Source organism: Ruegeria sp. BHSA162 (assembly GCF_059613385.1).
In genome coordinates this window covers 1-25,593 of the sequence record NZ_JBXWSK010000047.1, presented here as the reverse complement: position 1 = coordinate 25,593, position 25,593 = coordinate 1, and the positions used below count along the sequence as shown (strand labels likewise).

Genomic DNA, 25,593 nt, shown 5'->3' with positions numbered 1-25,593 from the left:
CATGTCCTGAACCGCCGGGGCCACGCCGCGCGCATAGGCGGGCAGGTAATGCGGAATCGGGCAGACCTCGCCCCAGCCGGTCAGATCGTCATCGGTGTCCAGCGCCAGAACCACCGTTTCAACCGTGTCGCAGGCCTTGCCGTCAGCCATGTAATAGGCCTGATGGCTGGTCAGCGGCACATGCCAGAGCGAAATGCGGGTGATGCGGGTCATTGGTACACGGCCTTTGGTTCCCCCAGTGCATCTTCATCCGGGGCTACGCCGAGGCCGGGGGCCTGGGGCAGTTCAAGGTGGCCCTGACGGTTGCGCGGGCCGCGCCCGCCCGCGAGGTCCAGCGTCAGCATGTCCTGACAGGCCCAGACGCCCAAGCGGTTGTGGTCGGGGATGGTGGCGGCCAGATGCAGCGCCTCGGTATCGGCCAGAACCGAGCCGCCGGTGGCCATCACATACATGTCGATGCTATGCGCCAGCGCGATGTCCCGCATCCGCGAAGCCTTGGTCAGGCCGCCGACACGGTTGAGCTTGATCCCAAAGACCTCGGCCAGCCCGTCGCGGGCAATGCGTGTGGCGTCCTGCAGGGTGACCAGGCTTTCATCCACGCTGACCGGGGCGGAATGCAAGGCCCGGATGGCGGCAATGTCGTCCAGCGTCTCGCCGGGTTGTTCGAACATCACGCCCAGATCCTCGGTGGCCTTCATCACCCGCAGCGCCTGCTGCCGCGTCCAGGCGCGATTGACGTCATAGAGGATGCGCTCACCCGCCGGGCGGTGCGCCTCGACATCGCGGATGCGTTCTATGTCGCGATCCACGTCGCCGCCCACTTTGACCGAATGCACCCAATAGCCGCGGCCGCGATAGCGATCCATCACCGCGCGGGTTTCCTCGACGGTCTTGGCCCCGACCGAGGAGGCGACCGGCGCGGGGCTGCGCGACCCGCCGCCCATCAGATCGGCAATCGGCAACCCCGCCGCCTGTCCGGCAATGTCCCAGCAGGCCATGTCGATCGGCGATTTGGCGTAAAGGTGCCCGGGCAGCGCGTGGTCCATCGCCCGCTCGACCTCCAGAACCCGGCGCGGGTCCAGCCCCAGTACGAAGGGCGCCATGGTCTCGATCCCCGCCCGGATGCCCGGCCCGTGCGCGGGCACATAGGTGTGGCCCCATGGCGTGCCCTCGCCCCAGCCGGTCAGCCCGGCATCGGTTTCGATCTTGACGAAAGTGGCATCCAGCACCTCGAATTTCAGACGTCCGCCGGACAGCCAATAGGGGTGTTCAAGCGGCAGATCGACTTGAAAGACCGAGATGCGGGTGATCTTCATGCGGCGTCCATCCTGGGCAGGTCATTCAACCCCTCGCCCCGCCAAAGTACGAATGTCAGGATCGGCTGATCCCCCGTGGACATGGCGTGGCTTTGCCAACTGGCATGCAACCGCGTGCCCTCAGCGCCAACAAAGGCCCGATCCCCGTCAACCTTGAAGACCGCACCGCCCGCCAGCGTCAGGTAAAGCTCCTCGGCCTGATGGCTGTGCCAGTCATAGTCCAGCCCGGCACCCCAATAGGCGACATAGCCCCGCAGCTGGGTCGAATGGAAATGACCGGTTGGCCCGAACAGCTCGAAATACCCGTACCGATTGCGGAAATCGGCACCGACCTCTGCCTCGGTATAGGTTCGTTTCCAGTGGGCAAGATGCGCCGCCGACCGGATCGCCTGAACCAAGCCCGTTGTCCGGGGTGATCCGGGTTGATCCAGCGCCTGCACCAGCGGCGTGGCGGGAATCGCCCGCGGTTGCAAACCGGTCGCGGTCAGGTCGGTGGGCCAGGTGCCGAATTCGGACAGCGCCGGCAGGGTCTGATGCAGGTGCCGCGCGGCTTCGAGAACGTTTTCCAGAGTCATGGGATCACCACGATGTTGCCGGTATGTTGCTTGTCGATGAAGGCCTGCTGGGCCTCTCGCAGCTCAGTCAACGGGTAAGTGGCGGCCAAAGCTGGCTTGATTTGCCCATTTTCTATGTATTTCACGACATCAAAGAAGTTCTGCGGCGTGTTCACGGTCGACCCGGTGAAGGTCAGATCGCGCAGATAGAAGGTGCGCAGGTCGAATTGCACGATCGGACCGGCAATTGCGCCCGAACAGGTATAGCGCCCGCCACGCTCCAGCATGTCGATCAGTTTGGGCCACATCTCTCCGCCCACGACGTCGGCGACGACGGTGATCCGTTCGCCTTTCAACTCGGCCCGCAGGTTCCTGGGGTTGCGCGGGAGAATGCGATCCGGGCCCAGTTTGGCAACCTCCGGGTGCTTGGCCGCGCTGGCCATGGCGATCACACGAGCGCCGCGCAGCTTGGACAGCTGGATCAGCGCCCCGCCCACACCGCCCGAGGCGCCGGGAATCAGAACCGTGTCGCCCTCGCCGACCTGCGCCCTATCCAACATGCCCTCGGCCGTGACATAGGAACAGCTGAAGGTCGCTAGTTCGGCATCGCTCAGGTCGGAGTCGATCGCCGCCACGCCGCGAATGTCGGCCTTGGTGTATTCGGCAAAGCCGCCGTCACATTCCGAGCCGAAATATCCGGCCTTGTCGCGGTTCATCGGATCGGACCAGTCGCGCAGCCAGCCCGCCACGATCACCCGCCGGCCGATGATCGCAGGATCGGCCCCCTCGCCCACGGCCACGACCGTGCCGACCGCGTCCGCGCCCTGAATGCGCGGGAAGGTCAGGGGCGCACCGCCCCAAGTGCTGTCGTCGTCATCCACCTCGGAATAGGCGCCGCCGGTGGTTGCCTCGTCCACCGCCTTGGAATACCAACCGGTGCGGGTGTTCACATCCGTGTTGTTCAGCCCGCAGGCGCCCACCTTGATCAACACCTCCATCGGGCCGGGTGTGGGGGTGGGCCAGTCCTCGTGCCATTCGTATTTGTCCAGATCGCCATGCCCGGTCAGGACCATGGCTTTCATGGTTTTCGGGATCATACCGCAGCCTCCATCGCGGTATCGGTGCGGGGCTGAACGCTGTGCGGGTCGTAGGCAGGCGCGCCCAAGATCCGCCCGGGACGCGGCGCGCCCGCGATCACCACCTGCACCTCTGTTCCCGGTACATTGGCCTGCGGTTTGACATAGGCAAAGGCAAGGATCTTGCCGACCGTATGCCCGTAGGCCACCGAGGCGGTGGAGCCCACGACCTTGCCGTCCAGCAGGACCGCCTCGCCGCCATGCCCATCGTTCTGGCCATCTGGTTCGATCTCCAGATAGGCGCAGACCCAGCGCAGATCGGGGTTCAGGGTCCGGTCCTTGCCCAGGTATTCCTTGTCGGTGCGGGCAAAGCGCAGCACGTCGGCCTCGGCCAGGGTGACCTCGTTGGTCAACTCGCCTGCGCCCTTGAAGGCCTTCTCCATCCGCAGCGCGTTCATCGCGAACGACCCGTAATCGGCGATGCCGTGCGGTGCGCCTGCGGCCCAGAGCGTATCGTAGACGGCCAAGGCGCAGTCACGCGGCATGTGCAGTTCCCATCCCAATTCACCGGCATAGGACATGCGGAAAGCCCAGAGTCGGTGACCCGCCACGTCTATTTCCTGCGCAGTCAGCCATTTGAAACCGGCATTGCTCAGGTCGGCATCCGTGCAGGCGGCCAAAACCTCGCGCGCCCGGGGGCCATTGAGGCTGAGCGCGGCCCAGTCGTCGGATCGCAGGATGATTTCGACGTTTTCTTCGTCGCGATGCTGGGTCAGGTGGTCCAGCAGGCGCTGCTCGAAGAAGGCGGCACAGACGAGGTAGTACCGGTCCTCGGCCAGTTTCACGACCGTGGTCTCCAGCTCGATCCGACCACGGCGGTTCAGCATGTGGGTCAGCGCGATGCCGCCCACCTTTTGCGGCAGGCGGTTGGCGACCAGCCGGTCCAGCAGGGCCCGAGCGTCCGGGCCGCTGATTTCGACCTTGGTGAAGGCCGAGATATCCACGATGCCGACCGCCTCGCGCACGGCTCTGCATTCGGCGGCAACCATGTCATGCACCACATTGCGGCGGAAGGAATAATGGTCGCGCTGTTCAACGCCGTCCTTTGCGAACCAGCGGGGGCGCTCGTGGCCATAGACCTCTTCGAACACAGCCCCCTTGGCTTTCAGCCGGTCATACAGCGGGGACGGCTTGATCGGCCGCCCGGCAAGACGGTTGAAATGCGGAAACGGAATTTCGTGGCGCAGCTTGTAATCCTCATGCGCCTTGGTGACCTGCCAGTCTTTGGTGGCATAGGCCCCGAACCGGCGCGGATCATAGTCGCGCATCGAAATGTCGGCCGCCCCATGCACCATCCACCGCGCCAGTTCGCGCGTCAGGCCCGGGCCCCAGCCGATGCCGATCTGAGTGCCGCAGCAGCACCAATAGTTTCGCACCCCCGGCGCCGGGCCGATCAGCGGATTGCCGTCGGGCGGGTGCGAGATCGCCCCGTGAACCTCGCGCTGGATGCCCAGATCGGCGAAAATCGGCATCCGGTTCAGGCTTTCTTCCAGCCACGGCATGACCCGGTCGTAATCGGCGTCGAACAACCAGTTTTCATAATCCCACGGGCAATGGTCATGCCAGACCGAGTTCGAATTCTCCTTTTCGTAGATCCCGATCAGCCCGCGCTTCTGCTCCATGCGGATATAGCCCGAGACCTTGCGGTCATCGCGGATCACAGGCAACTCGTGATCGAGGTCCTGGAACTGTGGCACCGGTTCGGTCACGAAATAGTGGTGGGTCATCGAGGTCATCGGCAGTTGTAGGCCAGACCATTCGCCCATCTGCCGCGCATAGGTGCCGCCCGCATTCACCACGTGTTCGCAGCGGATCGTGCCCCGTTCGGTCTCGACCACCCATTCGCCATTGGCCGCCTGGGTGATGTTGGTGGCCCGGCAGCGGCGGATGATCCGCGCGCCCAACGCGCGCGCGCCCGCCGCCATGGCCATGGTCACGTTCGTCGGGTCCACATGCCCGTCATCCGGCGTGTGCAGCGCGCCCAGAACTCCGTCGAGGTTGTAGAACGGGTGCAGTTCGACCACGCGGTCGGGGCCGACCAGTTCGATGTTGAAGCCCAGCGACCGGCCCACCGACAGGGTGTGGCGCAGCCAGTCCATCTCGTCTTCGGTATAGGCCAGCCGGAACGAGCCGCATCCATGCCATGTCACCGCCTGCCCGGTCTCGGCCTCGAGCGCACCGGAATAGAGCCCGATGTTGTAGTCCACGCACTTGCCCAGACCAAAGGAACTGGTCGAATGGGTGATCTGCCCGGCCGCATGCCAGGTGCTGCCGCTGGTCAGCTCGGCCTTTTCCAGCAGAACGACATCCGTCCAGCCCTCGTGCGCCAGGTGGTAGGCCAGACCGACGCCCATGACACCTCCGCCCACGATCACCACGCGGGCCTGTGACGGCAGTTCCTTCCCGGACATGATTTTTCCTCTCACCGAGTCGCATTTCTTCTCGACAAGCTAAAGCCACATTTGTACCATCGTCAATCATGAATGACACAAATGTATCAAACACCGTTCTTGACCGGCTGACCCGTGAATGGGACGCCCTGACGCCCGAGGCGCAGAAGGCCGCCCGCTATGTGTTGGAGAACCCCGCGGATGTTGGCGTTTCGACCGTGCGCGAAATCGCCGAGGCCGCGAACGTGAAACCCAACACCTTCGTCCGCATGGCGCGGCAGGTGGGGTTTGAGGGGTACGAGGATTTTCGCGCGCCGTTCCGCGACGCCATCCGCCGAGGCACCGTGTCGTTTCCCGACCGCGCCCGCTGGTTGCAGGAGATCGGCAAATCTGGCGAGCTGGGCGGCCTCTATGCCGACATGGTCGGGGCCGCTATCCGAAACATCGAAGAAACCTTCGCCGGGATCGACGCCACCCGGTTGCAGGCCGCGGCCGAGGCGATCTGGACATCGCGGCAGGTGTTTACGCTGGGCGTCGGCGTCAACAACGCGAACGCGCGCAACTTTACCTATCTGGCCTCGACCGGGATGAAGCAGTTCCACGCCATCCCCCGGCCCGGCTCGACCCCGGTGGACGATCTGGCCTGGGCCGATGAACAGGACGTGCTGATCGCGATGACCTGCCACCCCTACCGGACCGAGGTGATCGAGGCGGTGAAGCTGGCCCGCGAACAGGGCATGACCGTGGTCGGCATCTCCGACAGCCCCGCCAGCCCAGTCATCCTGAACGCGCAACACGGGTTTGTCGTCGCCGCCGACACGCCCCAGTTCTTTCCGTCATCGGTTTCGACCATCGCGCTGCTTGAGACGCTTCTGTCTTTCGTGGTCGCCCTGTCCAGCGATGAAATCGTCGAGCGTGTGGAGCGGTTTCACCGCCGCAGGCACCAACTTGGCCTCTATGCGGAGGAACCAGAATGACCGCACCGCTGACCCGATCGCTGGAGGCCCGCTATTACACCGACCCGGCAATATTCGAGCAGGAGAAGCAGGGACTTCTGGCCCGCACCTGGCAATTTGCCGGCCATGTGGCGCAGGTGCGCGAGCCGGGCGACTACTTCGCCTTTGAAATCGCAGGCCAGAACCTGTTCTGCATCCGCGGGCGCGATGGCGAAATCCGCACCTTCTACAATGTCTGCCAGCACCGCGCGCATGAGATGGTGACCGGGGCCGGCAACACCCGCGTCGTCGTCTGCCCCTATCACGCATGGACCTATGAACTGACCGGGCACCTGCGCGCCGGGCCCAACATCAAATCGGTTCCGGGCTTCGACCGCAGCGCGATCTGCCTGACCCCGGTGCGGACCGAGCTGTTCAACGGCTTCATTTTCGTCAACCTCGACGATGACGCCGCCCCGATGGACGACTGGTACCCCGGCGTGCGCGCGGAAATCCGCGCCTTTGTCCCGCAGATCGACGATCTTGAGCCGCTGGAATGGGTCGAGATTCCCGAAAACTGCAACTGGAAGGTTAGTATCGAGAACTACTCGGAATGCTATCACTGCCCGACCAATCACCCGACCTTTGCCACCGGCGTGGTCAAACCCGAGACCTATGACATTCAACCCGATGCAGGCGGCGGATACGTTCTGCGCCATACGACCGAGTGTCAGAGCCTCGACAAGATGACCTATCCCATCGACCTGTCTGTGCCCCATGCGGGTGACTATCAGTCGTGGTTTCTGTGGCCGATGTTCTCGTTCCAGTGCTATCCCGGCAATGTGCTGAACACCTATCACTGGCGCGCGCAGGATGCCGATCACTGCACCGTCTGGCGCGGCTGGTACACCGAGGGCGGATCCGAAAGCGCGGTGATCCGCCAACTGGCGGTGCAGGACCGGGAAACCACGGTCGAAGAGGACATCCGGCTGGTTGAAAGCGTGCATCGCGGCCTGAAATCGCGCGGCTATCGCCCCGGCCCGCTGGTGTTGGACCCGGCTTGCGGCGTAATGTCGGAACATTCGATCGCCCGCTTGCAGCAATGGATGCGCGAGGCGGTGGATACAGATGCAAGCGGAGTGGACGATGGCCGACATCTTTGACGAAGACCTGTTTCTGAAGGGACTGGCGCAGCGCAAGGCGACGCTGGGCGACGAATACGTGGAAAAGAACCTGGCCGCGGCGGATGATTTCACCCGCCCATTTCAGGAGGCCATGACAGCCTGGTGCTGGGGCTTCGGTTGGGGGGACGAGGTGATCGACCCCAAGACCCGCTCGATGATGAACCTGTCGATGATCGGCGCCCTGGGCAAGATGCACGAGTGGGAGATCCACTGTCGCGGAGCCCTGAACAACGGCGTCAGCAAGGAGGAGATTCGGGCGATCATCCATGTCGTCGGCATCTATTGCGGCGTCCCGCAGGCGCTGGAGTGCTTTCGCGTGGCGCGCAAGGTTCTGACCGAAGCCGGTCAGCTTTAGTCGGTTCCTGCCCCGAAGATCGAGATCGCCCGCCCCCGTGCGGGTTTTCTCATGTCGGCACAAATACGTTACCGAATTTCGATTTGGTGCACGATTGCGTTACATTTTCCTTGCCGCGAATCGCTTCCGGGCGTATTACCCGACCAAGCGGTCACTTATTGACCCGGACGCAAGACACGAGGTTCCGACGCATGGACGCTTTCATCTGCGACGCACAGCGCACCCCGATCGGACGCTATGGCGGGGCCCTGTCCCAGGTTCGCACCGACGATCTGGCCGCGATCCCGCTGGCTGCGCTGAAAGAGCGGAACCCGCAGGTGGACTGGGCCAGCCTGGATGACGTGATCCTGGGCGATGCCAACCAGGCCGGCGAAAGCAACCGGAACGTGGCGCGCATGGCCGCCCTGCTGGCCGGTTTCCCGGTTCAGGTGCCCGGCACCACGATCAACCGCCTGTGCGCCAGCGGCATGGATGCGGTCGGCATGGCCGCGCGGGCCATCAAGGCGGGCGATTATGACATGGCGATCGCCGGTGGCGTCGAAAGCATGTCGCGCGCGCCCTTCGTGATGCCCAAGGCCACCAGCGCCTTTTCCCGCGCCAACGCTGTCTATGACACCACGATCGGCTGGCGTTTCGTGAACCCGAAGATGCAGCAGATGTACGGCACGGATTCAATGCCGCAGACCGCCGACAACGTGGCCGAGGACTATGACATCAGCCGCGCTGATCAGGATGCCTTTGCCGCGCGCAGCCAAGCCCGCTGGGCGGCGGCGCATCAGGCCGGCGTTTTTGCCGAGGAAATCACTCCCGTCACCATCCCCCAGCGCAAAGGCGACCCGCTGTTGGTGGACACCGACGAACATCCCCGCCCCGGCACCACGGCCGAAAAGCTGGCGGGCTTGAAGGGCGTCAACGGGCCGCACAAGACGGTGACGGCGGGCAATGCCTCGGGCGTCAATGACGGCGCAGCGGCCATTCTGCTGGCCAACGAGGCCGCCGCTCAGAAGAACGGCCTGACCCCGATGGCCCGTGTCGTGGGCATGGCGGTCGCGGGGGTCGAGCCTCGGGTCATGGGAATCGGCCCGGTCCCGGCCACCCGCAAAGTGCTGGCCCGCACGGGGCTGAGCATCGAGCAGATGGATGTGATAGAATTGAACGAGGCCTTCGCCGCCCAGGGTCTGGCCACCCTGCGTGAACTTGGCGTGGCCGATGACGCCCCCCATGTGAATCCCAATGGCGGCGCCATCGCCATCGGCCATCCGCTGGGCATGTCCGGCGCACGGCTGGTCATGACGGCGGCCTATCAGCTGCGCCGCACCGGCGGGCGCTATGCCTTGTGCACCATGTGCGTGGGCGTAGGCCAGGGCGCCGCGCTAATTCTCGAACGCGTGTAAGGGAGGAGACCCGACATGTACGCTCAGATGATCAAGACGGCAGGAACAGGCGTCAAATCCCGCGAGGAAATGACCGAGCAGGAACGCGCCTTTCAGGACAAGATCGACGCCGACATCAAGATCGAGCCCAAGGACTGGATGCCCGACGACTATCGCGCAACGCTGATCCGCCAGATCGGCCAGCACGCCCATTCCGAGATCGTCGGCCAGCTGCCCGAAGGCAACTGGATCACCCGCGCGCCCACGCTGGAACGCAAGGCGATCCTTCTGGCCAAGGTACAAGACGAGGCCGGGCACGGTCTGTACCTGTACTGCGCCGCCGAAACCCTGGGTGTCAGCCGCGACGAACTGACCGAGATGCTGCTGGACGGGCGGATGAAATACAGCTCGATCTTCAACTATCCCACGCTGAACTGGGCCGATATCGGCGCGGTGGGCTGGCTGGTCGATGGCGCGGCGATCATGAACCAGGTGCCGCTGCAGCGCACCTCGTACGGGCCGTATTCGCGGGCGATGATCCGCATCTGCAAGGAAGAAAGCTTTCACCAGCGCCAGGGCTATGACGCGATCCGCAAGATGGCCGAGGGCACGCCCGAACAGCGCAAAATGGCGCAGGACGCGCTGAACCGGTTCTGGTACCCGTCGCTGATGATGTTCGGCCCGTCCGACAAGGACTCGGTGCATTCGGCCCAGTCGATGGCGTGGAAGATCAAGATCAACACCAATGACGAGCTGCGCCAGAAATTCGTGGATCAGACTGTGCCGCAGGCCGAGTATCTCGGCCTGACCATCCCTGACCCGGACCTGAAGTGGAACGAAGAGCGCGGGCATTACGATTTCACTCAGCCCGACTGGTCGGAATTCTTTGACGTGATCAAGGGCAACGGCCCCTGCAACACCGACCGCCTGGCCGCCCGCAACAAGGCCAGGGACGACGGAAAATGGGTGCGTGACGGTCTGCTGGAACATGCCCGCAAGAAACGCGCCCGCAAGGTCGCAGCCGAATAACCTGCCCGATAGGAGGACACCTGATGAAAAACGAATGGCCCCTGTGGGAAATCTTCATTCGCGGCCAGCACGGCATGAGCCATCGCCATGTCGGCTCGCTGCACGCGCCCGACGCCGAAATGGCGATCAAGAACGCCCGCGACGTCTATACCCGCCGCAACGAGGGCGTCTCGATCTGGGTGGTCGAGGCCAACAACATCACCGCCAGTTCGCCCAGCGACAAGGGCCCGTTGTACGAGCCCAGCGAAAGCAAGGTCTATCGTCATCCGACCTTTTTCGACATCCCCGAAGAAGTGGGGGCGATGTGATGACCCGCGACGAGGCATTCCTGCAATTCCTGCTGCGGATGGGGGACAACACGCTGATCCTGGGCCATCGCGTCAGCGAATGGTGCGGCCACGCGCCGGTGCTGGAGGAGGACATCGCGCTGGCCAACACCGCGCTGGACCTGATCGGCCAGACGCAGATGTGGCTGGGCCTGGCCGGAGAGGTTCAGGGCGAAGGCAAGTCCGCCGACGATCTGGCCTTTCTGCGCGACGCCTGGGATTTTCGCAACGTGCTGCTGGTCGAGGTGCCCAACGGCGATTTCGGCCGCACCCTGATGCGCCAGTTCCTGTTTGATGCCTGGCACTCGATCATGCTGGGCCGGTTGCTGAAATCGTCCGACGACCGGGTCGCGGCTATTGCCGAGAAGGCCAGCAAAGAGGTCGCCTATCACCTTGAACGGTCCAGCGACACGGTGGTCGGACTGGGCGACGGGACCGAAGAAAGCCACAGGCGCATGCAGGAGGCGCTGGACTACCTCTGGCCCTATGTCGGTGAGATGTTCGCCAGCGACGACGTCGATGCGGAAATGGCAGCGTCCGGCATCGCCCCCGATCCCGCCGGTCTGCGCGACGAGTACGACGCGCTGGTTCAGCGCGTGCTGACCGAGGCCACCCTGACCATTCCCGACAGCCGCTTTGCCCACAAGGGCGGCCGCGACGGGCGCATGCATACCGAACATCTGGGCCATCTGCTGACCCAGATGCAATGGCTGCAGCGGGCCTATCCGGGCGCAACCTGGTAAAGCCCGATGAACCGCGCCACCGTAGAGCAGGTCTGGGAATGGCTCGACGCCGTGCCCGACCCCGAGATCCCCGTGATCTCGGTCGTCGATCTGGGCATCGTGCGCGATGTGACATGGGAAGGCGACACGCTGAAGGTTGCCGTGACGCCCACCTACTCGGGCTGCCCGGCGACCTCGGTCATCGCGATGGACATCGAAACCGCCCTGCGCGACCACGGCATCGACAAGATCAAGCTGGAAACCCGCATCTCTCCGGCCTGGACGACCGATTGGCTCAGCGACAAGGGCCGTGCGAAGCTGGAGGACTATGGCATCGCACCGCCCCAGCCCGCAGGCGGACCCGACCGCTGCCCGCATTGCGGCAGCACGGCAGTGGAAAAGGTCAGCCAGTTCGGCTCGACCCCGTGCAAGGCGCATTGGCGCTGCACCGATTGCCTGGAACCCTTCGACTATTTCAAGTGCATCTGAGGAGGACCGGATGGCACGTTTTCACGATCTGGAAGTCACCGACATCCACAAGACCATCCGCGACGCGGTCGTGGTCACGCTGAAACCGGTGAACGGCGCGGCCGAGGAATTCGACTTTGTCCAGGGCCAGTACCTGACCTTCCGCCGCGAATTTGACGGGGAAGAGCTGCGCCGCTCCTACTCGATCTGCGCGGGCAAGGATGACGGCGTTCTGCAGGTGGGCATCAAACGGGTCGAGGGCGGCGCCTTTTCAACCTGGGCCAACACCGAGCTGAAAGTGGGCGACAGGCTGCAGGCGATGCCGCCGATGGGGGCCTTCCACACACCGCTGGACCCGGCCGCGCATCGGCAGTACCTGGGCTTTGCCGGCGGGTCGGGCATCACGCCCGTGCTGTCGATCCTAAAGACCACGCTGGCACGCGAGCCGAATGCGCGTTTCACGCTGGTCTATGCCAACAAGGGCGTGAACACGATCATGTTCCGCGAAGAGCTGGAAGACCTGAAGAACCAGTACATGGGCCGCCTGAACGTGATCCATATCTTGGAAACCGACGCGCAGGAGATCGACCTGTTCACCGGGTTGGTGACCAAAGAGAAATGCGCCGAACTGTTCCAGCACTGGATCGACGTCGAAAACACCGACACCGCCTTCATCTGCGGCCCCGAGCCGATGATGCTGGGCATTGCCGAGGCGTTGCGCGAACACGGGCTGAATGACAGCCAGATCAAGTTCGAGCTGTTCGCCAGCGCCCAACCCGGCCGCGCCAAACGCAAGCATGGCGATGTGGCAACGGCTGCACAGGCCAACCAGACTCAGGCCCGCGTCACGCTGGACGGCGCCAGCCAGACCCTCACCATGCCCAAGGACCAGACCATTCTGGATGCGGCGCTGGAAAACGCGATGGACGCCCCCTATGCCTGCAAGGCCGGGGTCTGTTCGACCTGCCGCTGCAAGGTGATCGAAGGCGAGGTCGAAATGGTGGCCAACCACGCGCTCGAGGATTACGAGGTCGACAAGGGCTATGTGCTCAGCTGCCAGGCCTACCCGCTGACCGACAATGTCATCGTCGATTACGACCAGTAAAGGGAGAGGGACCATGGCCGAAGACATGAGCATCGAAAGCTACCTGGCCTCAGGCGGCGTTCTGACCAACCCGACCAACGTGCCACCCCGATACCGGGCCGAGCTGATGAAGCTGATGGCGACCTTCGTCGACAGCGAACTGGCCGGTGCGGCGGGGTTCGCCGACATCATCAACCAGGGCCCGGGCATCAAGGAACGTATCGCGGCGGCGAAGATCGTTCTGGAAAAGACCGACAATGCCGACCGCGTTCTGAAGATCATGGGCGAGTTCGGCGCGGATACAGACCGCTATGCCACGCATCACCCGTGGACCGCACGGCTGAACCGTTCCGCCGATATCGGGGCCACGCGCAGCGAACATGACATGCGCCTTGCGGTCTTCAACTATCCGATCGAAGGCTGGACCGATGCGGTGGTGATGAACCTGCTGATGAGCCGGGCCGTGGGCGTGCAACTGGCCGAGTTCGCGCTGGTGTCCTATCAGCCGCTGGCCGAGGCGTTCCGCGCTATCGCCCCGATCGAGGCGCATCACGGTGAATTGGCCCTGGAAGGCGCGGTCAAGCTGTTGGAACAGGGCGCGGCGCCGGCGATGCAGGAATCGGTCGATTACTGGTGGCCCCGGGTGGCCGCAGGTTTCGGAGCGGGCAACCCCGAGCGGATGGAAAAGCTGCGCCAGATGGGCCTGCGCCGGGCCTCGGGGGGCGAACTGAAAAACCGCTGGCTGGCCGAGGCAGCCGAAGTCGTCACGCGGCTGGGCCTGCGCACCCCATGATCACCGCCCGCTGGGGCGGCTGATCAAGCCGTATTTCAGGGCAAGCGATCGCAGGCCGCGACGCCGTGGCCGGGCCACCTTGCCCGTGCCCGCGTCACGCGTACCTGCTTTGCGGTTGAATTCATAGACGTCGATGATGCGCTCGGCGCAGCCGCAGGCCTCGCCCATCCCGACCTTGGCGAAATAGAATTTGTCGAACCGTTCCGGTTTTTGCATGGCGCCCTCCGACTGCAAGTAAACGCCGGGACACCCGCAAAAGCCAAATCACATTGCCGGCAGGGCCGGTGCTACAACGCCTTGACGCCCGACAGGGTCAGGTTGCTGACCAGCGCGGCATAGTCCCGGCGCGCCTGCGCATCGGCGCCGGAATTCCACATGTAGTACCAGTTCAGCATGCCGAAGACCGACATCGTGGCCGACCGCAGCTTGGCCCCGTCGCCCTGGAACACGTCGGGTGCGACCTCGGACAGGATCCCGCTGAGGAAATTCACCATGTCACGCTGATACCCGCGCAACAGGCGCTGCTGATCCTCGGGCAGAGCCGACATGCCGCTGGTCTGGACCCGGTGTTCGTCATCCACACCCTGATAGGCCAGCAGGATCTCGGCCACCACGCGGTGCAGCTTTTCGGGCGGGCTGAGGCCTTCCATCTCGAGCCCGCAGATCAGGTCGCGCAGTTCCCGCAGATAGGTCTCGAGAATGTCGAACAGGATCGCGTCTTTGCTGTCATAATAGTGATAGATGTTGGCCTTCGAGATCCCGCATTCGCGCGCAAGCTGGGTCATCGAGGCGCGGTCGAAGCCTTCGCGGGCAAAGACCCGCGCCGCCGATTTCAGGATCTGGGCGCGTTTCTGGTCGTGATCTTTTGCAATCGTACGGGCCAAACCTCACTCCTTGTCTCGGTTGTCGACGACGCGCTTGGCCTTGCCCTGGCTGCGCTCGACATCGCCGGGGTCCCCTACAACGATCTCGGTGGAAACGCCAACGATGTCCTTGATCCGCTTGGTCAGCATCCGCGCGGCGGCGGTCTTGCTGAGTTCATCGGCCGCGTCGGGCATCGCCTCGACATAGACGCGCATCGCGTCCATGCGGCCGGATTTGTACAGCTCGATCTGGTAATGCGCGGCGATGCCGCCGGTGGCCATGACCTGCTCCTCGATCTGGCTGGGGAAGACGTTGACCCCGCGCAGGATGATCATGTCGTCGCTGCGGCCGGTGATCTTCTCCATCCGCCGCATCGAGCGCGCGGTGCCCGGCAGCAGCCGCGTCAGGTCGCGGGTGCGGTAGCGGATCATCGGAAGGCCTTCCTTGGTCAGCGTGGTAAAGACCAGCTCGCCCATTTCGCCGTCGGGCAGAACCTCGCCGGTCTGCGGGTCGATGATCTCGGGGTAGAAGTGATCCTCCCAGATGGCCGGGCCGTCCTTGGTTTCCACGCATTCGTTGGCGACGCCCGGCCCCATGATCTCGGACAGGCCGTAGATGTCGACGGCATGCATGTCAAAGGCCTGCTCGACCTCTTTGCGCATCGCATCCGTCCAGGGCTCGGCCCCGAACACGCCCACCAACAGAGAGCTTTCGCGCGGGTCCATCCCGACCTTGTGATACTGTTCGAGGATGTTGAGCATGTAGGACGGCGTGACCATGATGCCGTCGGGTTTGAAATCGGTGATCAGGGCCACCTGCTTCTCGGTCTGACCGCCGGACATGGGAACGACCGTGGCACCGAGACGCTCGATTCCGTAATGCGCGCCCAGACCGCCGGTGAACAGGCCGTAACCATAGGCGTTGTGGATCATGTCGCCTTTGCGCAGACCGCTGGCGCGCAGGCTGCGGGCCACCAGATCGGCCCAGTTGTCGATATCGGCCTTGGTGTACCCCACCACGGTCGGTTTGCCCGTGGTGCCGGACGAGGCATGCAGGCGGATGATCTGCTCCCGCGGCACGGCAAACAGACCGAACGGGTAGTTGTCGCGCAGGTCGTTCTTGTAGGTGAAGGGAAACTTGGCCAGATCGGCCAGGGTTTTCAGATCGTCGGGATATACCCCGGCCTCGTCGAACCGCTGCTTGTACATCGGCACGTTGTCATAGGCGTGACGCAGCGACCATTTCAGGCGGTCCAACTGCAAGCTGCGGATTTCATCGATCGACGCGATCTCGATCGGGTCAAGATCCGCTTTGTTCGGGGTCAGATCCTTCATGATGTCCTCCTCACCTCAAGTTTCTGGAAACAGGGTGCCATTGATCGCGCGGGAAAAGCCCCGGAACTCGGCGATCTTTTGACCGTCCTGGTTGGTCACTGTCACGTCATAGATGCCGCTGCGGCCGGTCAGGCTCTGTTCGGTCGCGCGGGCGGTCAGCCGGTCGCCCAGCCGGCCCGGCGCGACATAGCTGATCACGTTGTGCTGGGCCACGGTCGACTGGTTGCGGCTGTTGCAGGCAAAGGCAAAGGCGCTGTCGGCCAGCATGAAGGTCACGCCGCCATGGCAGATCCCGTGCCCGTTGCAATGGTGCTGCTGCACGGTCAGCGCCAGCGTCGCGGTGCCCTCGTCGACCTCGACCAGTTCCATCCCCGCCCATTTCGAGGCATGGTCCTGCGCCCACATCGCGGCGGCGGCCTTTTCGGCGCGTTCTTTCGGCGTCATGCTCATTTGCCCCGAAACTCCGGGCTGCGCTTTTCCAGAAAGGCCGCGACGCCTTCGGCATAGTCGACGGATTCACCGCAGGTCTTCATGGCGTCGGCCTCGATCTCCAGATGATCGGTCAGGCTGTTGGTCGCGGCGGCCTGGATGGTCTGCTTGGTCAGACCCAGGCCCAGCGTGGGGCCGTTCGACAGGCGTTCGGCCAGCACGCGCGCCTCGGTCATCAGATCGGCATCGGGCAGGGCTTTCCAGATCAGGCCCCAGTCCGCGGCCATTTTCGCCGCCAAGGGCTCGCCGGTCAGCGCCAGCCCCTTGGCGCGCGCCTCGCCCAGCAGATGCGGCAGGTGCCAGCTGCCGCCGGTATCGGGGATCAGCCCGACCTTGGCGAAGGACTGGATAAATTTCGCGGACTCGGCGGCCAGCACGATATCGCAGGCCAGCGCAAGATTGGCACCCGCGCCCGCGGCCACGCCATTGACCGCGCAGATCACCGGAAAGTTCAGCGACCGGATCAACCGCACCAGAGGCGCATAGAAGGTGCGCACCGTGTGGCCCAGATCCGGCGGGCCGTCCATTTTCGACGGGTCGCGATCGGCCAGATCCTGCCCCGCGCAGAACCCGCGCCCGGCCCCGGTCAGCAGGATCGCCCGCGCGCCTTCATCGCGCGCGCCTTCGATGGCGCGCCGCAGAGCGTGGTGCATTTCCTCGGTGAAACTGTTCAGGCGATCAGGGCGGTTGAGAGTGATTTCCACATAATTTCCACGCCGCTGCGCAAGAATCGTATCGCTCATGGGCCGCTCGCTTTGCATTCGTTTCGATATTCTTCTTGCATTAACCGAACGGTTGGTCAATAAATTTCTCCGACGAAGCGCCGAATCCGGGCTTTCGGCCAGTTGATGGTTACAAAAAGGACCATTAACGCATTTGTGACTCATGTTTTGGAGGAGGAAACCAGTCATGAAACTCAACGGGATCAAAACGCTGTTGGCGACGGCTGCCTTGGCAGTGTCTGGCAGCGTGGCATTTGCGGCGGATTACACCCTGACGATTTCCAGCTGGGCGCCGCCCACCCACGGGATCAACGCCAAGATGTGGCCCAAATTTGTCGAGATGGTCGAAGAGGCCACCGACGGCAAGGTGACTGCCGAGTTGAAGCTGGGCATCGCCCCGCCCCCGGCCCAGATGGACCTGATCATGGATGGCGCGGCGGATGCGTCGATCATCTTCCACGGCTATCAGCCGGGCCGCTTCGTGACGACCAAGCTGATCGAACTGCCGGGCTATGAAGGCTCGGCCGAGGCCGCCTCGGTCGCCTATTGGCGCGCTTACGACAAATACCTGAAGGCCGCCGACGAACACCGCGGCGTCAAGGTCATTGCCCTGCACACCCACGGCCCCGCCCAGCTGCACACAAGCAGCCCGGTGACCTCGATGGACCAGATCTCGGGCCTCAAAGTGCGGATCCCCGGTGGCGTCGGTGGCGATGTGGGCACCGCACTGGGCGCGACCGGCATCCAGGTTCCGGCCCCCAAGGTCTATGAGACGTTGGCCTCGAAGGCCGCCGACGGTGTGGTCATGCCGTTCGAATCCCGCAAGGGCTTCAAGCTGACCGAAGTGGCCCCGAACGTCTATGAGATGCCGGGCGGCCTGTATCGCGGGTCGTTTGCCTTCATCATGAACGAGGACACCTTCGCCGACCTGCCCGAGGACATCCAGAAAGCGCTGGAAGAAAACGTGTTCGGCGAACCGCTGAGCCGCGAAATCGGCAAGATCTGGGACGAGATCGACGCCATCGGCCGTGAAGCGACCCAAAGCACCGAGGGCAATGCGATCCACGAAGCCGCTGCCGAGGACATGGAGAAGTTCTCGACGATCGCCGAGGACGTGCGCGCCAAGGTTATTGCCGAAGTCAACGAAGCCGGCGTCGATGCGCAAGCCGCCTATGACATGATCAAGTCGGAAATGTCCTCGAACTGATCCCTGATGCGGGGCGGCACTGGCCGCCCCCGCCCAGCCCCTTCCGGAGCCACCCGATGACCCCTCTCATCCAGCTTATACGGCGCGCCAGCGTCCTGCCGGTGATCGTCGCCTGCACGGCCCTGTTCATCCTGATGGTGATGACCTTCTGCGACGTGATCCTGCGGTCGGTCTTCAACGCGCCGATCGAGGCCGCCACTGAACTGACGCGCATCCTGATGGCGATTCTGGTGTTCTCGGTGCTGCCCATCATCTCGGTCACCAACGGGCATATCGCCGTGGACCTGACCGACGGTATCTTTCACCGCCTGCGCCTCAGCCGCCTGCGTGACGCGGTGATCTATATCCTCAGCGGCGCCATGCTATATTGGCCGGTCCAGCGGGTGTGGATTCTGGCCGAACGCGCCCGCGACTATGGTGATGTCACCGAATACCTCAGCATCCCGACATACCTCGTCGGCTGGTTCATCACTGCGTCGGTGGCGATCACCGCCGTGGTGATGATCATCACCGGACTGCTGCACCTGTTTGCCCCCAAGACCCTGACGGAATCCACTCAATGACCGCTGCCCTCATCGGATTTGCCCTTGTCCTGATCCTGGTGCTGATGCGCCTGCCCATCGTCTTTGCCATGGGGCTGGTCGGCACGTTGGGCTTTGCCTATGAACGCGGCGGCTCGATCTTTGACGAGCGCGGGCTGAAGGCCGCGATGTCGATGGTTGGCCGCCAGATCACCGATACCGCGCAGGATTACGGCCTGTCGGTCGTGCCGCTGTTCATCCTGATGGGCCTGTTCGTCAACAAGGGCGGCATGGCGCGCGAGCTTTATGCGGTTTCCAATGCCTTTCTGGGCCATATGCGCGGCGGCATCGCCATGGCGACAGTCGCGGCCTGCGGCGGGTTCTCGGCGATCTGCGGATCGTCGCTGGCCACCGCCGCGACCATGTCTAAAGTCGCGATGCCGCAAATGCGCCGTTATGGGTATTCCGACGAACTATCGACCGCCTCGATCGCGGCCGGCGGCACGCTGGGCATCCTGATCCCGCCCTCGGTCATCCTGGTCATCTACGGGCTGCTGACCGAAACCTCTATCGGCAAGCTGTTCATGGCCGGCATCATCCCCGGCATTCTGGGCATCCTGTTCTACCTGTTCGCCGTGCGCTGGACCGTCTGGCGCAACCCTCAGGCCGGCCCAGCCGGTGAACGCGCCAGCTGGGGCGAGCGTATCAGCGCGCTGGGGTCCGTTTGGGCTGTGCTGCTGCTGTTCTTCCTGGTGATCGGCGGGCTGTATGGCGTGTTCGATTTCGAACCCCTGAACCTGACCTTTTCGCCGACCGAGGCCGCAGGCATGGGCGCCGCCGGCGCTTTTCTGATCGCGCTGTTCCGCGGCGGGCTGACCGTGGGATCGACCTTCGAGGTGCTGAAGGAAACCTGCTTTACCGCCGCCGCGCTGTTCGCGGTGCTGATCGGCGCGCAGATCTTTTCGAATTTCATCAACCTGGCCGGCCTGCCCGAGGCGCTGATCGCCATGGTCACCGCCTATGACGTGGCACCCTTCGTCGTGATCCTGATGATCCTCGGCATCTACATCATCCTGGGCTGCGTGTTCGAATCCCTGTCGATGCTGCTGCTGACGGTTCCGATCTTTTTCCCGCTGGTGACCTCGCTGGGCTATGACCCGATCTGGTTCGGCATCGTCGTGGTGGTGGTGACCGAGATTTCGCTGATCACCCCGCCGGTGGGCCTGAACGTGTTCATCCTGAAAGGCGTGGTGGGCGATGTCTCGACCGGCACGATCTTTCGCGGCGTGACCCCGTTCTGGGTGGCCGACATCTTCCGCCTGGCGCTGATCGTTCTGGTTCCGATCGTGGTCCTGTACCTGCCGCAACAGATGGGCGCGCTGGGTCACTGAGCACATTTCGCCGCGCATTGCGGCCCCAATACAGGAGCATTTCATGTCTCTGAAACAGATTTCCAGTTTCGCCGCGGGCCAGTGGGTTGCGCCCGGCGCCGGAGCCCGCACCATCGCCTCGGCCATCACCGGCGCGCCCTTCGCCACCGCCGGCAATGACACGCTGGACGTGCAGGCGATGCTGGCCCATGCCCGCGACGTGGGCGGGCCTGCCCTGCGCCGGCTGACTTTCCATGAACGCGCCAAGATGCTCAAGGCGCTGGCGCAGGCGCTGTCGGAACGCAAACAGGCGCTCTATGACCTGAGTTTTGAAACCGGCGCCACGCAGAAGGATCACCTGATCGACATCGATGGCGGTATCGGCACCATGTTCGTCTTTGCCTCGAAAGGGCGGCGCGAGATGCCCGACGGCCATGTCTATTTGGATGGCGATGTCGAGCAACTGTCGCGGAACGGCACCTTCCTGGGCCAGCATGTCTGCACCCCGCTGCAGGGTGTCGCGGTGCATATCAACGCCTTCAATTTCCCGGTCTGGGGCATGCTGGAGAAACTGGCACCCACCCTGCTGGCCGGGGTTCCGGCGATCGTGAAACCGGCCACAAACAGCTGCTATGTCACCGAATTGGCCGTGCGGATCATGCTGGACAGCGCCATCCTGCCCGCCGGCGCACTGCAGCTGGTCTCGGGCGGGCTGGGCGACATGCTGGATCACCTGACCTGTCAGGACGTGGTCAGCTTTACCGGCTCGGCCGACACCGCGATGAAGCTGCGGCAGAACCCGGTGATCGTGACCAACTCGGTGCGGTTCGTGGCCGAGCAGGACAGCCTCAACGCCTCCATCCTTGGCCCCGACGCGACACCCGGCACGCCCGAGTTTGACCTGTTCGTCAAAGAAGTCGTGCGCGAGATGACGACGAAGGCAGGGCAGAAATGCACCGCCATCCGCCGCATCATCGCTCCGCAGGCGCAGGTCCAGCCGCTGATCGCGGCGATCTCGGCCAAGCTGGCGCAGACCACGATCGGCGATCCGCGGCTGGACGGCACGCGCATGGGCGCGCTTGTCTCGAACGGGCAGAAGGCCGACGTTCTGGCCAAGGCCCGCCTCATCGGGCAAGAGGCCGAACGCGTGTTCGGCGACCCAGATGCCTTCGAGGTGGTCGGCGCCGATGCCGAAAAGGGCGCCTTCGTCCCGCCGATGCTGTTTCACTGCGCCGATCCCGACGCCGCCCGGCACGTGCATGACACCGAGGCGTTCGGCCCGGTCTCGACCATCATGGGCTATCGCGATCTGGACCACGCCATCGCGCTGGCCAATCGCGGCCAGGGGTCGCTGGTCACCTCGCTGATCACCCATGACCCCGAGGTCGCGCGTCAGCTGGTGATGGGTGCTGCCGCCTTCAACGGGCGGATCTACATCAACGACCGCGACTCGATGCAGGAATCCACCGGCCATGGCTCGCCCCTGCCGCACATGGTCCATGGCGGCCCCGGCCGCGCCGGCGGCGGTGAAGAGATGGGCGGCGTGCGCGGCGTGAAACACTACATGCAGCGCACGGCCCTACAGGGCTCGCCCCGGATGCTGGCGACGATCGGCCGGAAATGGATTCCCGGCGCGCCCGAGATCCAAGGCCCCGCGCATCCCTTCACCCGCAAGTTCACGGACCTGCAGATCGGCGAGACGCTGCACACGGCGCCCCGAACCATCACGCTGGACGACATCGAACACTTCGCCCATTTCACCGGCGACACATTCTATGCCCACATGGACGAGGACGCGGCGGCCAGAAACCCGTTCTTTCCGGGCCGGGTGGCGCATGGCTATCTGCTGCTGAGTTTTGCCGCCGGCCTGTTCGTCGAGCCGAACGAAGGGCCGGTGCTGGCCAATACCGGACTGGACGGCCTGCGCTTCATGAAGCCGGTCGTGGCCGGCGACAGCATCAAGGTCCGACTGACGGTCAAGCAAAAGACCCGCCGCACCGACGACTATGGCGAGGTGCGCTGGCACGTGACCCTGACCAATCAGGATGACGAGAAGGTCGCCGAATACGAACTGCTGACCATGAACGCCTACTGAGCGCACGGCAAAGTGTTTTTCTTGCACCGTCGGGCCGGATAGACTGGGCGCATGACCAACGCGCATCCGTGGTTCACCCAGGCCGTGGCCGAACTGGCCGACCCGCAGAATCAGCGGGTCTGGTCGATCATCGTGTCGCTGTTCGGCGACATGGCGCAGGAGCGCGGCGCCAAGATATCGGGCGGGGCGCTAGGCCGCATCATCGAGCCGATGGGCATCAAGCCCGAGGCGATCCGCGTGGCCCTGCACCGTCTGCGCAAGGATGGCTGGATCGAAAGCGACCGGGTCGGGCGCGTTTCGATGCACTTCCTGACCGAATATGGCCGCACGCAATCGGCCCGGGTCACCCCGCGCATCTATGCGCGTGACCCTGCGCCGGATACACCGCTGCACCTGCTGATCGCCGAAGATGGCACCGGCACCCGGCTGCTGGAAGACATCCTGCTCAGCCACGATTACACGCCGATCGGCCGCAACGCCGCGTTGGGATCGGGGGCACCGCCCGTGGACCAGGACGAACTGCTGATCCTTGAGGTCACCGCCCGCTCGGTCCCGCGCTGGGTGCATGAAAAGCTGTTTCCGCCCGAATTGCGCACGGCATGCCGGTCCCTGCACGAGGCCGTGCGCCACGTGTCCCAAGGCCGCCCGGCCAGTTGGGAGCCCACGCCCTGTCAGATCGCCACCCTGCGCACGTTGATCGTGCACCGGTGGCGGCGCGTCGTTTTGCGCCTGCCCGACCTGCCCGACGGATTCTGCCCGCCGGACTGGACTGGACCGGCCTGTCGTGCGCAGGTGTTCCGCCTGCTGGATCAACTGCCGCGCCCCCTGCCCGACGATCTGAACCAAGACTGACCCACCGGCAGGTTTTCCTGAAACGCCGTTTGACCCTATCCTGACCTTGTACCTTTGGGAAGGAGGTGCAGGCATGACCCACGACACTGACATGCTGATCGTAGGGGCCGGGTTCTCGGGACTGATCATGGCGATCGAGGCCCGCAAACGCGGCATCCACAACATCGCGATCCTTGAAAAGGCCGACGACATCGGCGGCACATGGCGAGAGAACACTTATCCCGGCGTGGCCTGCGATGTGCCCTCGCACCTGTATTCGATGGCCACCCATCCGAACCCGGACTGGACCCGCGCCTATGCAGGCGGGGCCGAAATCTGGGACTACATGCGCCGCGTTGCGCGTGACGAAGGGCTGTACGATCTGTGCCATTTCCACACCGAACTGAAGTCGGCCCAGTGGGACGGCACGCATTGGCAGGTCGAGACGACCGGAGGCGCGCAATGGACGGCACGGTTCCTGGTGTCGGCCATCGGCGCCCTGCACATCCCAAGCATTCCCGAGATCCCGGGAGCAGCGGGCTTTCAGGGTCCGGCATTCCACTCGGCCAAATGGGACCACACGGTGCCGCTGCAGGGTAAACGCATAGCAGTTGTCGGCACCGGCGCTTCCGCCGTTCAGTTCGTGCCGGAAATCGCCAAAACCGCCGCCCATGTCACCATCTTCCAACGCAGCGCGCCTTACGTTCTGCCGCGTCCCGACGGGCCGATTGCGCCCTGGGTCCGGCACCTCTATCGCCGCATTCCGCTGCTGCCGCGCATCCGCAGGCAGTTCATCTACTGGCTGTTCGAATTCCGCCACCGCGTGTTTCGCGGCGAAAAACGCGCGGTCGCCTTTGCCATGAAGATGTGGCGCAAAGGGCTGGAGGAGGCCATATCCGACCCCGAAATGCGCCGCATTCTGACACCGAACTACCGGATCGGATGCAAGCGCGTCCTCAGCTCGAACGACTGGTACCCGGCGCTCGCCCGCGACAATGTCAGCGTGATCCCGCATGGGGTCGAGCGGATCGAAGGGTCCGAGATCGTCGCGACGGACGGCAGTCGGACGGCGGCCGACATTCTGATCTGGGGCACCGGATTCCACGTGACGGACGCGGTCCAAAGGCTGGACATCCGCGGCGCGGACGGACTGAGCCTGCAAGACGCCTGGGCCGAGGGCATGCAGGCCAATCTGGGCACCGCCATTGCCGGGTTTCCCAACTTTTTCATCCTGCTGGGGCCGCATACCGGGCTGGGCCACAACTCGGTCGTTCTGATGATCGAAGCGCAAGTTGCCCATATCGGCCGGGTGCTGGAGGAGATGCGGCGCGCGGGTCTGCCCGCGATTGCTCCAAATGCTGACCGGCAGGCCGACTTCACCCGTGAAATGCAGGAGCGTCATACTGACAGTGTCTGGCAGGCTGGCGGGTGCACTTCGTGGTATCAGGACGCACAGGGGCGCAATACGACGCTGTGGCCCGGCACAGTTTCGGAATTCCGCAAACGTCTGGCGAAGGCCGGGCTCGAGCATTACCATCCCGTTGATCCCGCCCAGACCAAAGGACCGCCGACATGACCACCCTGCTGACCATTGCGCTGATCATCGGCGCCGCGTTGATCCTGATGCATCTGTGGACCCGGCGCCTGACGCGGATGGGAGCCCAATCCGTGCCTCAGCCCGGGCAGATCCTGCGGGTGAACGGCGGTTCGATCCATTATGTCGAACAGGGCGATCCAGAGAAGCTGACGGTGGTTCTGATCCACGGGCTGACCGGCCAGTTGCAGCACTTCACCTATGCCATGACCGACCTTCTGGCCGACGACTTTCACGTCATCGCGGTTGACCGGCCCGGGTGCGGGTATTCGACCCGCGACCACGCGCGGCTGGCCACCCTGCCGGAACAGGCGCGGATGGTCCACGAATTCCTCGAAGCCAAGGGCGTATCGCGGGCCATTCTGGTCGGACACTCGCTCGGGGGCGCGGTGTCGCTCGCCATGGCGCTGGACAATCCTGAGCGGGTTCGGGCGCTGGCCCTGCTGGCCCCGCTCACACATCGGGTACCCAGCACACCCGCCATCTTCAAGGCGTTGGAGATCCGGACCGAATGGCTGCGCAGCCTGATCGCCAACACGATCGCTGTTCCCCTGGCGAAAACCACGGCGCCGCATGTGATCGGCGAGGCGTTCGCCCCTGAACCAGCCCCGAGTGATTTCCTGAACCGCGCCGGTGGCGCCTTGGGGCTGCGCCCGTCAGCCTATATCACCGGATCGCAGGATCTGGCGGGCGTGGACGCCAGCATCGATGCCCAATCCCAACGTTACCACGAACTGAAGGTAGGGGGCGGCATCCTGTACGGGGCCGAAGATCCGATCCTGTCACCCAGCCAGCAAGGCGCACCGATGGTGGAATACGGGCTGAGCTTTGAACAGCTCGAGAACCGCGGCCACATGATCCCTCTGACCGCGCCCGAGGCCTGCGCTGAGTTCGTCCGCCG

General features: G+C 64.1%; 26 protein-coding genes and 1 pseudogene. 17 read left to right on the top strand and 10 right to left on the bottom strand.

The window, feature by feature from the left end; all coding sequences use genetic code 11:
- The 5 genes and pseudogenes from AC2FM5_RS13315 to AC2FM5_RS13295 form a co-directional block, all read right to left on the bottom strand.
- Positions 1-213, bottom strand: a pseudogene (locus AC2FM5_RS13315) (mandelate racemase/muconate lactonizing enzyme family protein); the annotation flags it as partial.
- Positions 210-1,316: a mandelate racemase/muconate lactonizing enzyme family protein gene (locus tag AC2FM5_RS13310; protein ID WP_496736134.1), complete on the bottom strand. Its 1,107-nt coding sequence runs from the start codon at positions 1,314-1,316 to the stop codon at positions 210-212. The gene AC2FM5_RS13310 and the pseudogene AC2FM5_RS13315, both read right to left, overlap by 4 nt.
- Entirely contained in the window at positions 1,313-1,891 is a 579-nt protein-coding gene (locus tag AC2FM5_RS13305) for a dimethylsulfonioproprionate lyase family protein (RefSeq protein WP_496736132.1), read from the bottom strand. Before AC2FM5_RS13305 ends, AC2FM5_RS13310 begins: the two co-directional genes overlap by 4 nt.
- Positions 1,888-2,967 carry an alcohol dehydrogenase family protein gene (locus AC2FM5_RS13300; protein ID WP_496736130.1) on the bottom strand — a complete coding sequence of 360 codons (1,080 nt, stop codon included), beginning with the start codon at positions 2,965-2,967 and terminating at the stop codon, positions 1,888-1,890. The genes AC2FM5_RS13305 and AC2FM5_RS13300 overlap by 4 nt, the downstream gene beginning before the upstream one ends.
- A complete protein-coding gene (locus AC2FM5_RS13295) occupies positions 2,964-5,417 on the bottom strand; it encodes an FAD-dependent oxidoreductase (RefSeq protein WP_496736128.1) in 2,454 nt (817 codons plus the stop codon). Before AC2FM5_RS13295 ends, AC2FM5_RS13300 begins: the two co-directional genes overlap by 4 nt.
- 68 nt (positions 5,418-5,485) lie before the next feature.
- On the opposite strand from AC2FM5_RS13295, the gene AC2FM5_RS13290 reads away from it, so the two are divergent.
- The 10 genes from AC2FM5_RS13290 (at position 5,486) to AC2FM5_RS13245 (ending at position 13,665) form a co-directional block, all read left to right on the top strand.
- Positions 5,486-6,373, top strand: coding sequence for a MurR/RpiR family transcriptional regulator (locus AC2FM5_RS13290; RefSeq protein ID WP_005978233.1), 888 nt, complete (start codon positions 5,486-5,488; stop codon positions 6,371-6,373).
- Positions 6,370-7,494: an aromatic ring-hydroxylating oxygenase subunit alpha gene (locus tag AC2FM5_RS13285; RefSeq protein WP_496736125.1), complete on the top strand. Its 1,125-nt coding sequence runs from the start codon at positions 6,370-6,372 to the stop codon at positions 7,492-7,494. Before AC2FM5_RS13290 ends, AC2FM5_RS13285 begins: the two co-directional genes overlap by 4 nt.
- Positions 7,478-7,870 (top strand): carboxymuconolactone decarboxylase family protein, encoded by a 393-nt coding sequence (locus AC2FM5_RS13280; protein WP_170357019.1) that lies wholly within the window; start codon positions 7,478-7,480, stop codon positions 7,868-7,870. The genes AC2FM5_RS13285 and AC2FM5_RS13280 overlap by 17 nt, the downstream gene beginning before the upstream one ends.
- A 191-nt stretch (positions 7,871-8,061) precedes the next feature.
- Positions 8,062-9,264 carry a 3-oxoadipyl-CoA thiolase gene (gene pcaF, locus AC2FM5_RS13275; RefSeq protein ID WP_170357018.1) on the top strand — a complete coding sequence of 401 codons (1,203 nt, stop codon included), beginning with the start codon at positions 8,062-8,064 and terminating at the stop codon, positions 9,262-9,264.
- Positions 9,265-9,279: 15 nt separating this feature from the next.
- Positions 9,280-10,272, top strand: coding sequence for a 1,2-phenylacetyl-CoA epoxidase subunit PaaA (paaA, locus tag AC2FM5_RS13270; protein ID WP_496736123.1), 993 nt, complete (start codon positions 9,280-9,282; stop codon positions 10,270-10,272).
- 23 nt (positions 10,273-10,295) lie between these two features.
- Positions 10,296-10,580, top strand: a complete 285-nt coding sequence (gene paaB / locus AC2FM5_RS13265; protein WP_005978248.1) for a 1,2-phenylacetyl-CoA epoxidase subunit PaaB — start codon at positions 10,296-10,298, stop codon at positions 10,578-10,580.
- Positions 10,580-11,341, top strand: coding sequence for a 1,2-phenylacetyl-CoA epoxidase subunit PaaC (gene paaC, locus AC2FM5_RS13260; RefSeq protein ID WP_170357017.1), 762 nt, complete (start codon positions 10,580-10,582; stop codon positions 11,339-11,341). Before paaB ends, paaC begins: the two co-directional genes overlap by 1 nt.
- Before the next feature lie 6 nt (positions 11,342-11,347).
- Positions 11,348-11,809: a 1,2-phenylacetyl-CoA epoxidase subunit PaaD gene (paaD, locus tag AC2FM5_RS13255; RefSeq protein ID WP_170369841.1), complete on the top strand. Its 462-nt coding sequence runs from the start codon at positions 11,348-11,350 to the stop codon at positions 11,807-11,809.
- A gap of 10 nt (positions 11,810-11,819) precedes the next feature.
- Positions 11,820-12,893: a 2Fe-2S iron-sulfur cluster-binding protein gene (locus tag AC2FM5_RS13250; RefSeq protein WP_496736120.1), complete on the top strand. Its 1,074-nt coding sequence runs from the start codon at positions 11,820-11,822 to the stop codon at positions 12,891-12,893.
- Positions 12,894-12,906: 13 nt separating this feature from the next.
- Complete coding sequence (locus AC2FM5_RS13245) at positions 12,907-13,665, top strand: Phenylacetic acid catabolic protein (protein ID WP_496736118.1); 759 nt, start codon at positions 12,907-12,909, stop codon at positions 13,663-13,665.
- Here AC2FM5_RS13245 and AC2FM5_RS13240 read toward each other — a convergent pair whose 3' ends face one another.
- From AC2FM5_RS13240 to paaG, 5 genes are all read right to left on the bottom strand, one after another.
- Positions 13,666-13,881: a hypothetical protein gene (locus AC2FM5_RS13240; RefSeq protein WP_496736116.1), complete on the bottom strand. Its 216-nt coding sequence runs from the start codon at positions 13,879-13,881 to the stop codon at positions 13,666-13,668.
- A 71-nt stretch (positions 13,882-13,952) separates the two neighbouring features.
- Positions 13,953-14,549: a TetR/AcrR family transcriptional regulator gene (locus AC2FM5_RS13235; RefSeq protein ID WP_170527439.1), complete on the bottom strand. Its 597-nt coding sequence runs from the start codon at positions 14,547-14,549 to the stop codon at positions 13,953-13,955.
- A 3-nt stretch (positions 14,550-14,552) separates the two neighbouring features.
- Positions 14,553-15,863 (bottom strand): phenylacetate--CoA ligase PaaK, encoded by a 1,311-nt coding sequence (paaK, locus tag AC2FM5_RS13230; RefSeq protein WP_496736114.1) that lies wholly within the window; start codon positions 15,861-15,863, stop codon positions 14,553-14,555.
- A 15-nt stretch (positions 15,864-15,878) separates the two neighbouring features.
- Entirely contained in the window at positions 15,879-16,307 is a 429-nt protein-coding gene (gene paaI / locus AC2FM5_RS13225) for a hydroxyphenylacetyl-CoA thioesterase PaaI (RefSeq protein WP_170438675.1), read from the bottom strand.
- 2 nt (positions 16,308-16,309) lie between these two features.
- Positions 16,310-17,095, bottom strand: coding sequence for a 2-(1,2-epoxy-1,2-dihydrophenyl)acetyl-CoA isomerase PaaG (gene paaG, locus AC2FM5_RS13220; protein WP_170357009.1), 786 nt, complete (start codon positions 17,093-17,095; stop codon positions 16,310-16,312).
- 166 nt (positions 17,096-17,261) lie between these two features.
- Here paaG and AC2FM5_RS13215 point away from each other — a divergent pair, with 166 nt between their 5' ends.
- The 7 genes from AC2FM5_RS13215 to AC2FM5_RS13185 all read left to right on the top strand — a co-directional run.
- On the top strand, positions 17,262-18,281 hold the full coding sequence (locus AC2FM5_RS13215; RefSeq protein WP_170357008.1) for a TRAP transporter substrate-binding protein: 1,020 nt from the start codon (positions 17,262-17,264) through the stop codon (positions 18,279-18,281).
- Positions 18,282-18,337: 56 nt separating this feature from the next.
- Entirely contained in the window at positions 18,338-18,844 is a 507-nt protein-coding gene (locus AC2FM5_RS13210) for a TRAP transporter small permease (RefSeq protein WP_170454181.1), read from the top strand.
- Complete coding sequence (locus AC2FM5_RS13205; protein ID WP_149775555.1) at positions 18,841-20,193, top strand: TRAP transporter large permease; 1,353 nt, start codon at positions 18,841-18,843, stop codon at positions 20,191-20,193. Before AC2FM5_RS13210 ends, AC2FM5_RS13205 begins: the two co-directional genes overlap by 4 nt.
- A gap of 43 nt (positions 20,194-20,236) precedes the next feature.
- A complete protein-coding gene (gene paaZ, locus AC2FM5_RS13200; protein WP_496736110.1) occupies positions 20,237-22,267 on the top strand; it encodes a phenylacetic acid degradation bifunctional protein PaaZ in 2,031 nt (676 codons plus the stop codon).
- A gap of 51 nt (positions 22,268-22,318) precedes the next feature.
- Positions 22,319-23,119, top strand: coding sequence for a PaaX family transcriptional regulator C-terminal domain-containing protein (locus AC2FM5_RS13195; protein ID WP_496736108.1), 801 nt, complete (start codon positions 22,319-22,321; stop codon positions 23,117-23,119).
- 73 nt (positions 23,120-23,192) lie between these two features.
- A complete protein-coding gene (locus tag AC2FM5_RS13190) occupies positions 23,193-24,674 on the top strand; it encodes a flavin-containing monooxygenase (RefSeq protein WP_496736106.1) in 1,482 nt (493 codons plus the stop codon).
- Positions 24,671-25,593, top strand: a 923-nt coding sequence (locus tag AC2FM5_RS13185; protein ID WP_496736104.1) for an alpha/beta fold hydrolase, incomplete at its 3' end; no start/stop codon positions are given. The genes AC2FM5_RS13190 and AC2FM5_RS13185, both read left to right, overlap by 4 nt.

Coding starts and splice junctions, on each gene's coding strand:
- AC2FM5_RS13310 (WP_496736134.1), bottom strand. CDS start 1,316: ATGAAGATCACCCGCATCTCGGTCTTTCAAGTCGATCTGCCGCTTGAA.
- AC2FM5_RS13305 (WP_496736132.1), bottom strand. CDS start 1,891: ATGACTCTGGAAAACGTTCTCGAAGCCGCGCGGCACCTGCATCAGACC.
- AC2FM5_RS13300 (WP_496736130.1), bottom strand. CDS start 2,967: ATGATCCCGAAAACCATGAAAGCCATGGTCCTGACCGGGCATGGCGAT.
- AC2FM5_RS13295 (WP_496736128.1), bottom strand. CDS start 5,417: ATGTCCGGGAAGGAACTGCCGTCACAGGCCCGCGTGGTGATCGTGGGC.
- AC2FM5_RS13290 (WP_005978233.1), top strand. CDS start 5,486: ATGAATGACACAAATGTATCAAACACCGTTCTTGACCGGCTGACCCGT.
- AC2FM5_RS13285 (WP_496736125.1), top strand. CDS start 6,370: ATGACCGCACCGCTGACCCGATCGCTGGAGGCCCGCTATTACACCGAC.
- AC2FM5_RS13280 (WP_170357019.1), top strand. CDS start 7,478: ATGGCCGACATCTTTGACGAAGACCTGTTTCTGAAGGGACTGGCGCAG.
- pcaF (WP_170357018.1), top strand. CDS start 8,062: ATGGACGCTTTCATCTGCGACGCACAGCGCACCCCGATCGGACGCTAT.
- paaA (WP_496736123.1), top strand. CDS start 9,280: ATGTACGCTCAGATGATCAAGACGGCAGGAACAGGCGTCAAATCCCGC.
- paaB (WP_005978248.1), top strand. CDS start 10,296: ATGAAAAACGAATGGCCCCTGTGGGAAATCTTCATTCGCGGCCAGCAC.
- paaC (WP_170357017.1), top strand. CDS start 10,580: ATGACCCGCGACGAGGCATTCCTGCAATTCCTGCTGCGGATGGGGGAC.
- paaD (WP_170369841.1), top strand. CDS start 11,348: ATGAACCGCGCCACCGTAGAGCAGGTCTGGGAATGGCTCGACGCCGTG.
- AC2FM5_RS13250 (WP_496736120.1), top strand. CDS start 11,820: ATGGCACGTTTTCACGATCTGGAAGTCACCGACATCCACAAGACCATC.
- AC2FM5_RS13245 (WP_496736118.1), top strand. CDS start 12,907: ATGGCCGAAGACATGAGCATCGAAAGCTACCTGGCCTCAGGCGGCGTT.
- AC2FM5_RS13240 (WP_496736116.1), bottom strand. CDS start 13,881: ATGCAAAAACCGGAACGGTTCGACAAATTCTATTTCGCCAAGGTCGGG.
- paaK (WP_496736114.1), bottom strand. CDS start 15,863: ATGAAGGATCTGACCCCGAACAAAGCGGATCTTGACCCGATCGAGATC.
- paaI (WP_170438675.1), bottom strand. CDS start 16,307: ATGACGCCGAAAGAACGCGCCGAAAAGGCCGCCGCCGCGATGTGGGCG.
- paaG (WP_170357009.1), bottom strand. CDS start 17,095: ATGAGCGATACGATTCTTGCGCAGCGGCGTGGAAATTATGTGGAAATC.
- AC2FM5_RS13215 (WP_170357008.1), top strand. CDS start 17,262: ATGAAACTCAACGGGATCAAAACGCTGTTGGCGACGGCTGCCTTGGCA.
- AC2FM5_RS13210 (WP_170454181.1), top strand. CDS start 18,338: ATGACCCCTCTCATCCAGCTTATACGGCGCGCCAGCGTCCTGCCGGTG.
- AC2FM5_RS13205 (WP_149775555.1), top strand. CDS start 18,841: ATGACCGCTGCCCTCATCGGATTTGCCCTTGTCCTGATCCTGGTGCTG.
- paaZ (WP_496736110.1), top strand. CDS start 20,237: ATGTCTCTGAAACAGATTTCCAGTTTCGCCGCGGGCCAGTGGGTTGCG.
- AC2FM5_RS13195 (WP_496736108.1), top strand. CDS start 22,319: ATGACCAACGCGCATCCGTGGTTCACCCAGGCCGTGGCCGAACTGGCC.
- AC2FM5_RS13190 (WP_496736106.1), top strand. CDS start 23,193: ATGACCCACGACACTGACATGCTGATCGTAGGGGCCGGGTTCTCGGGA.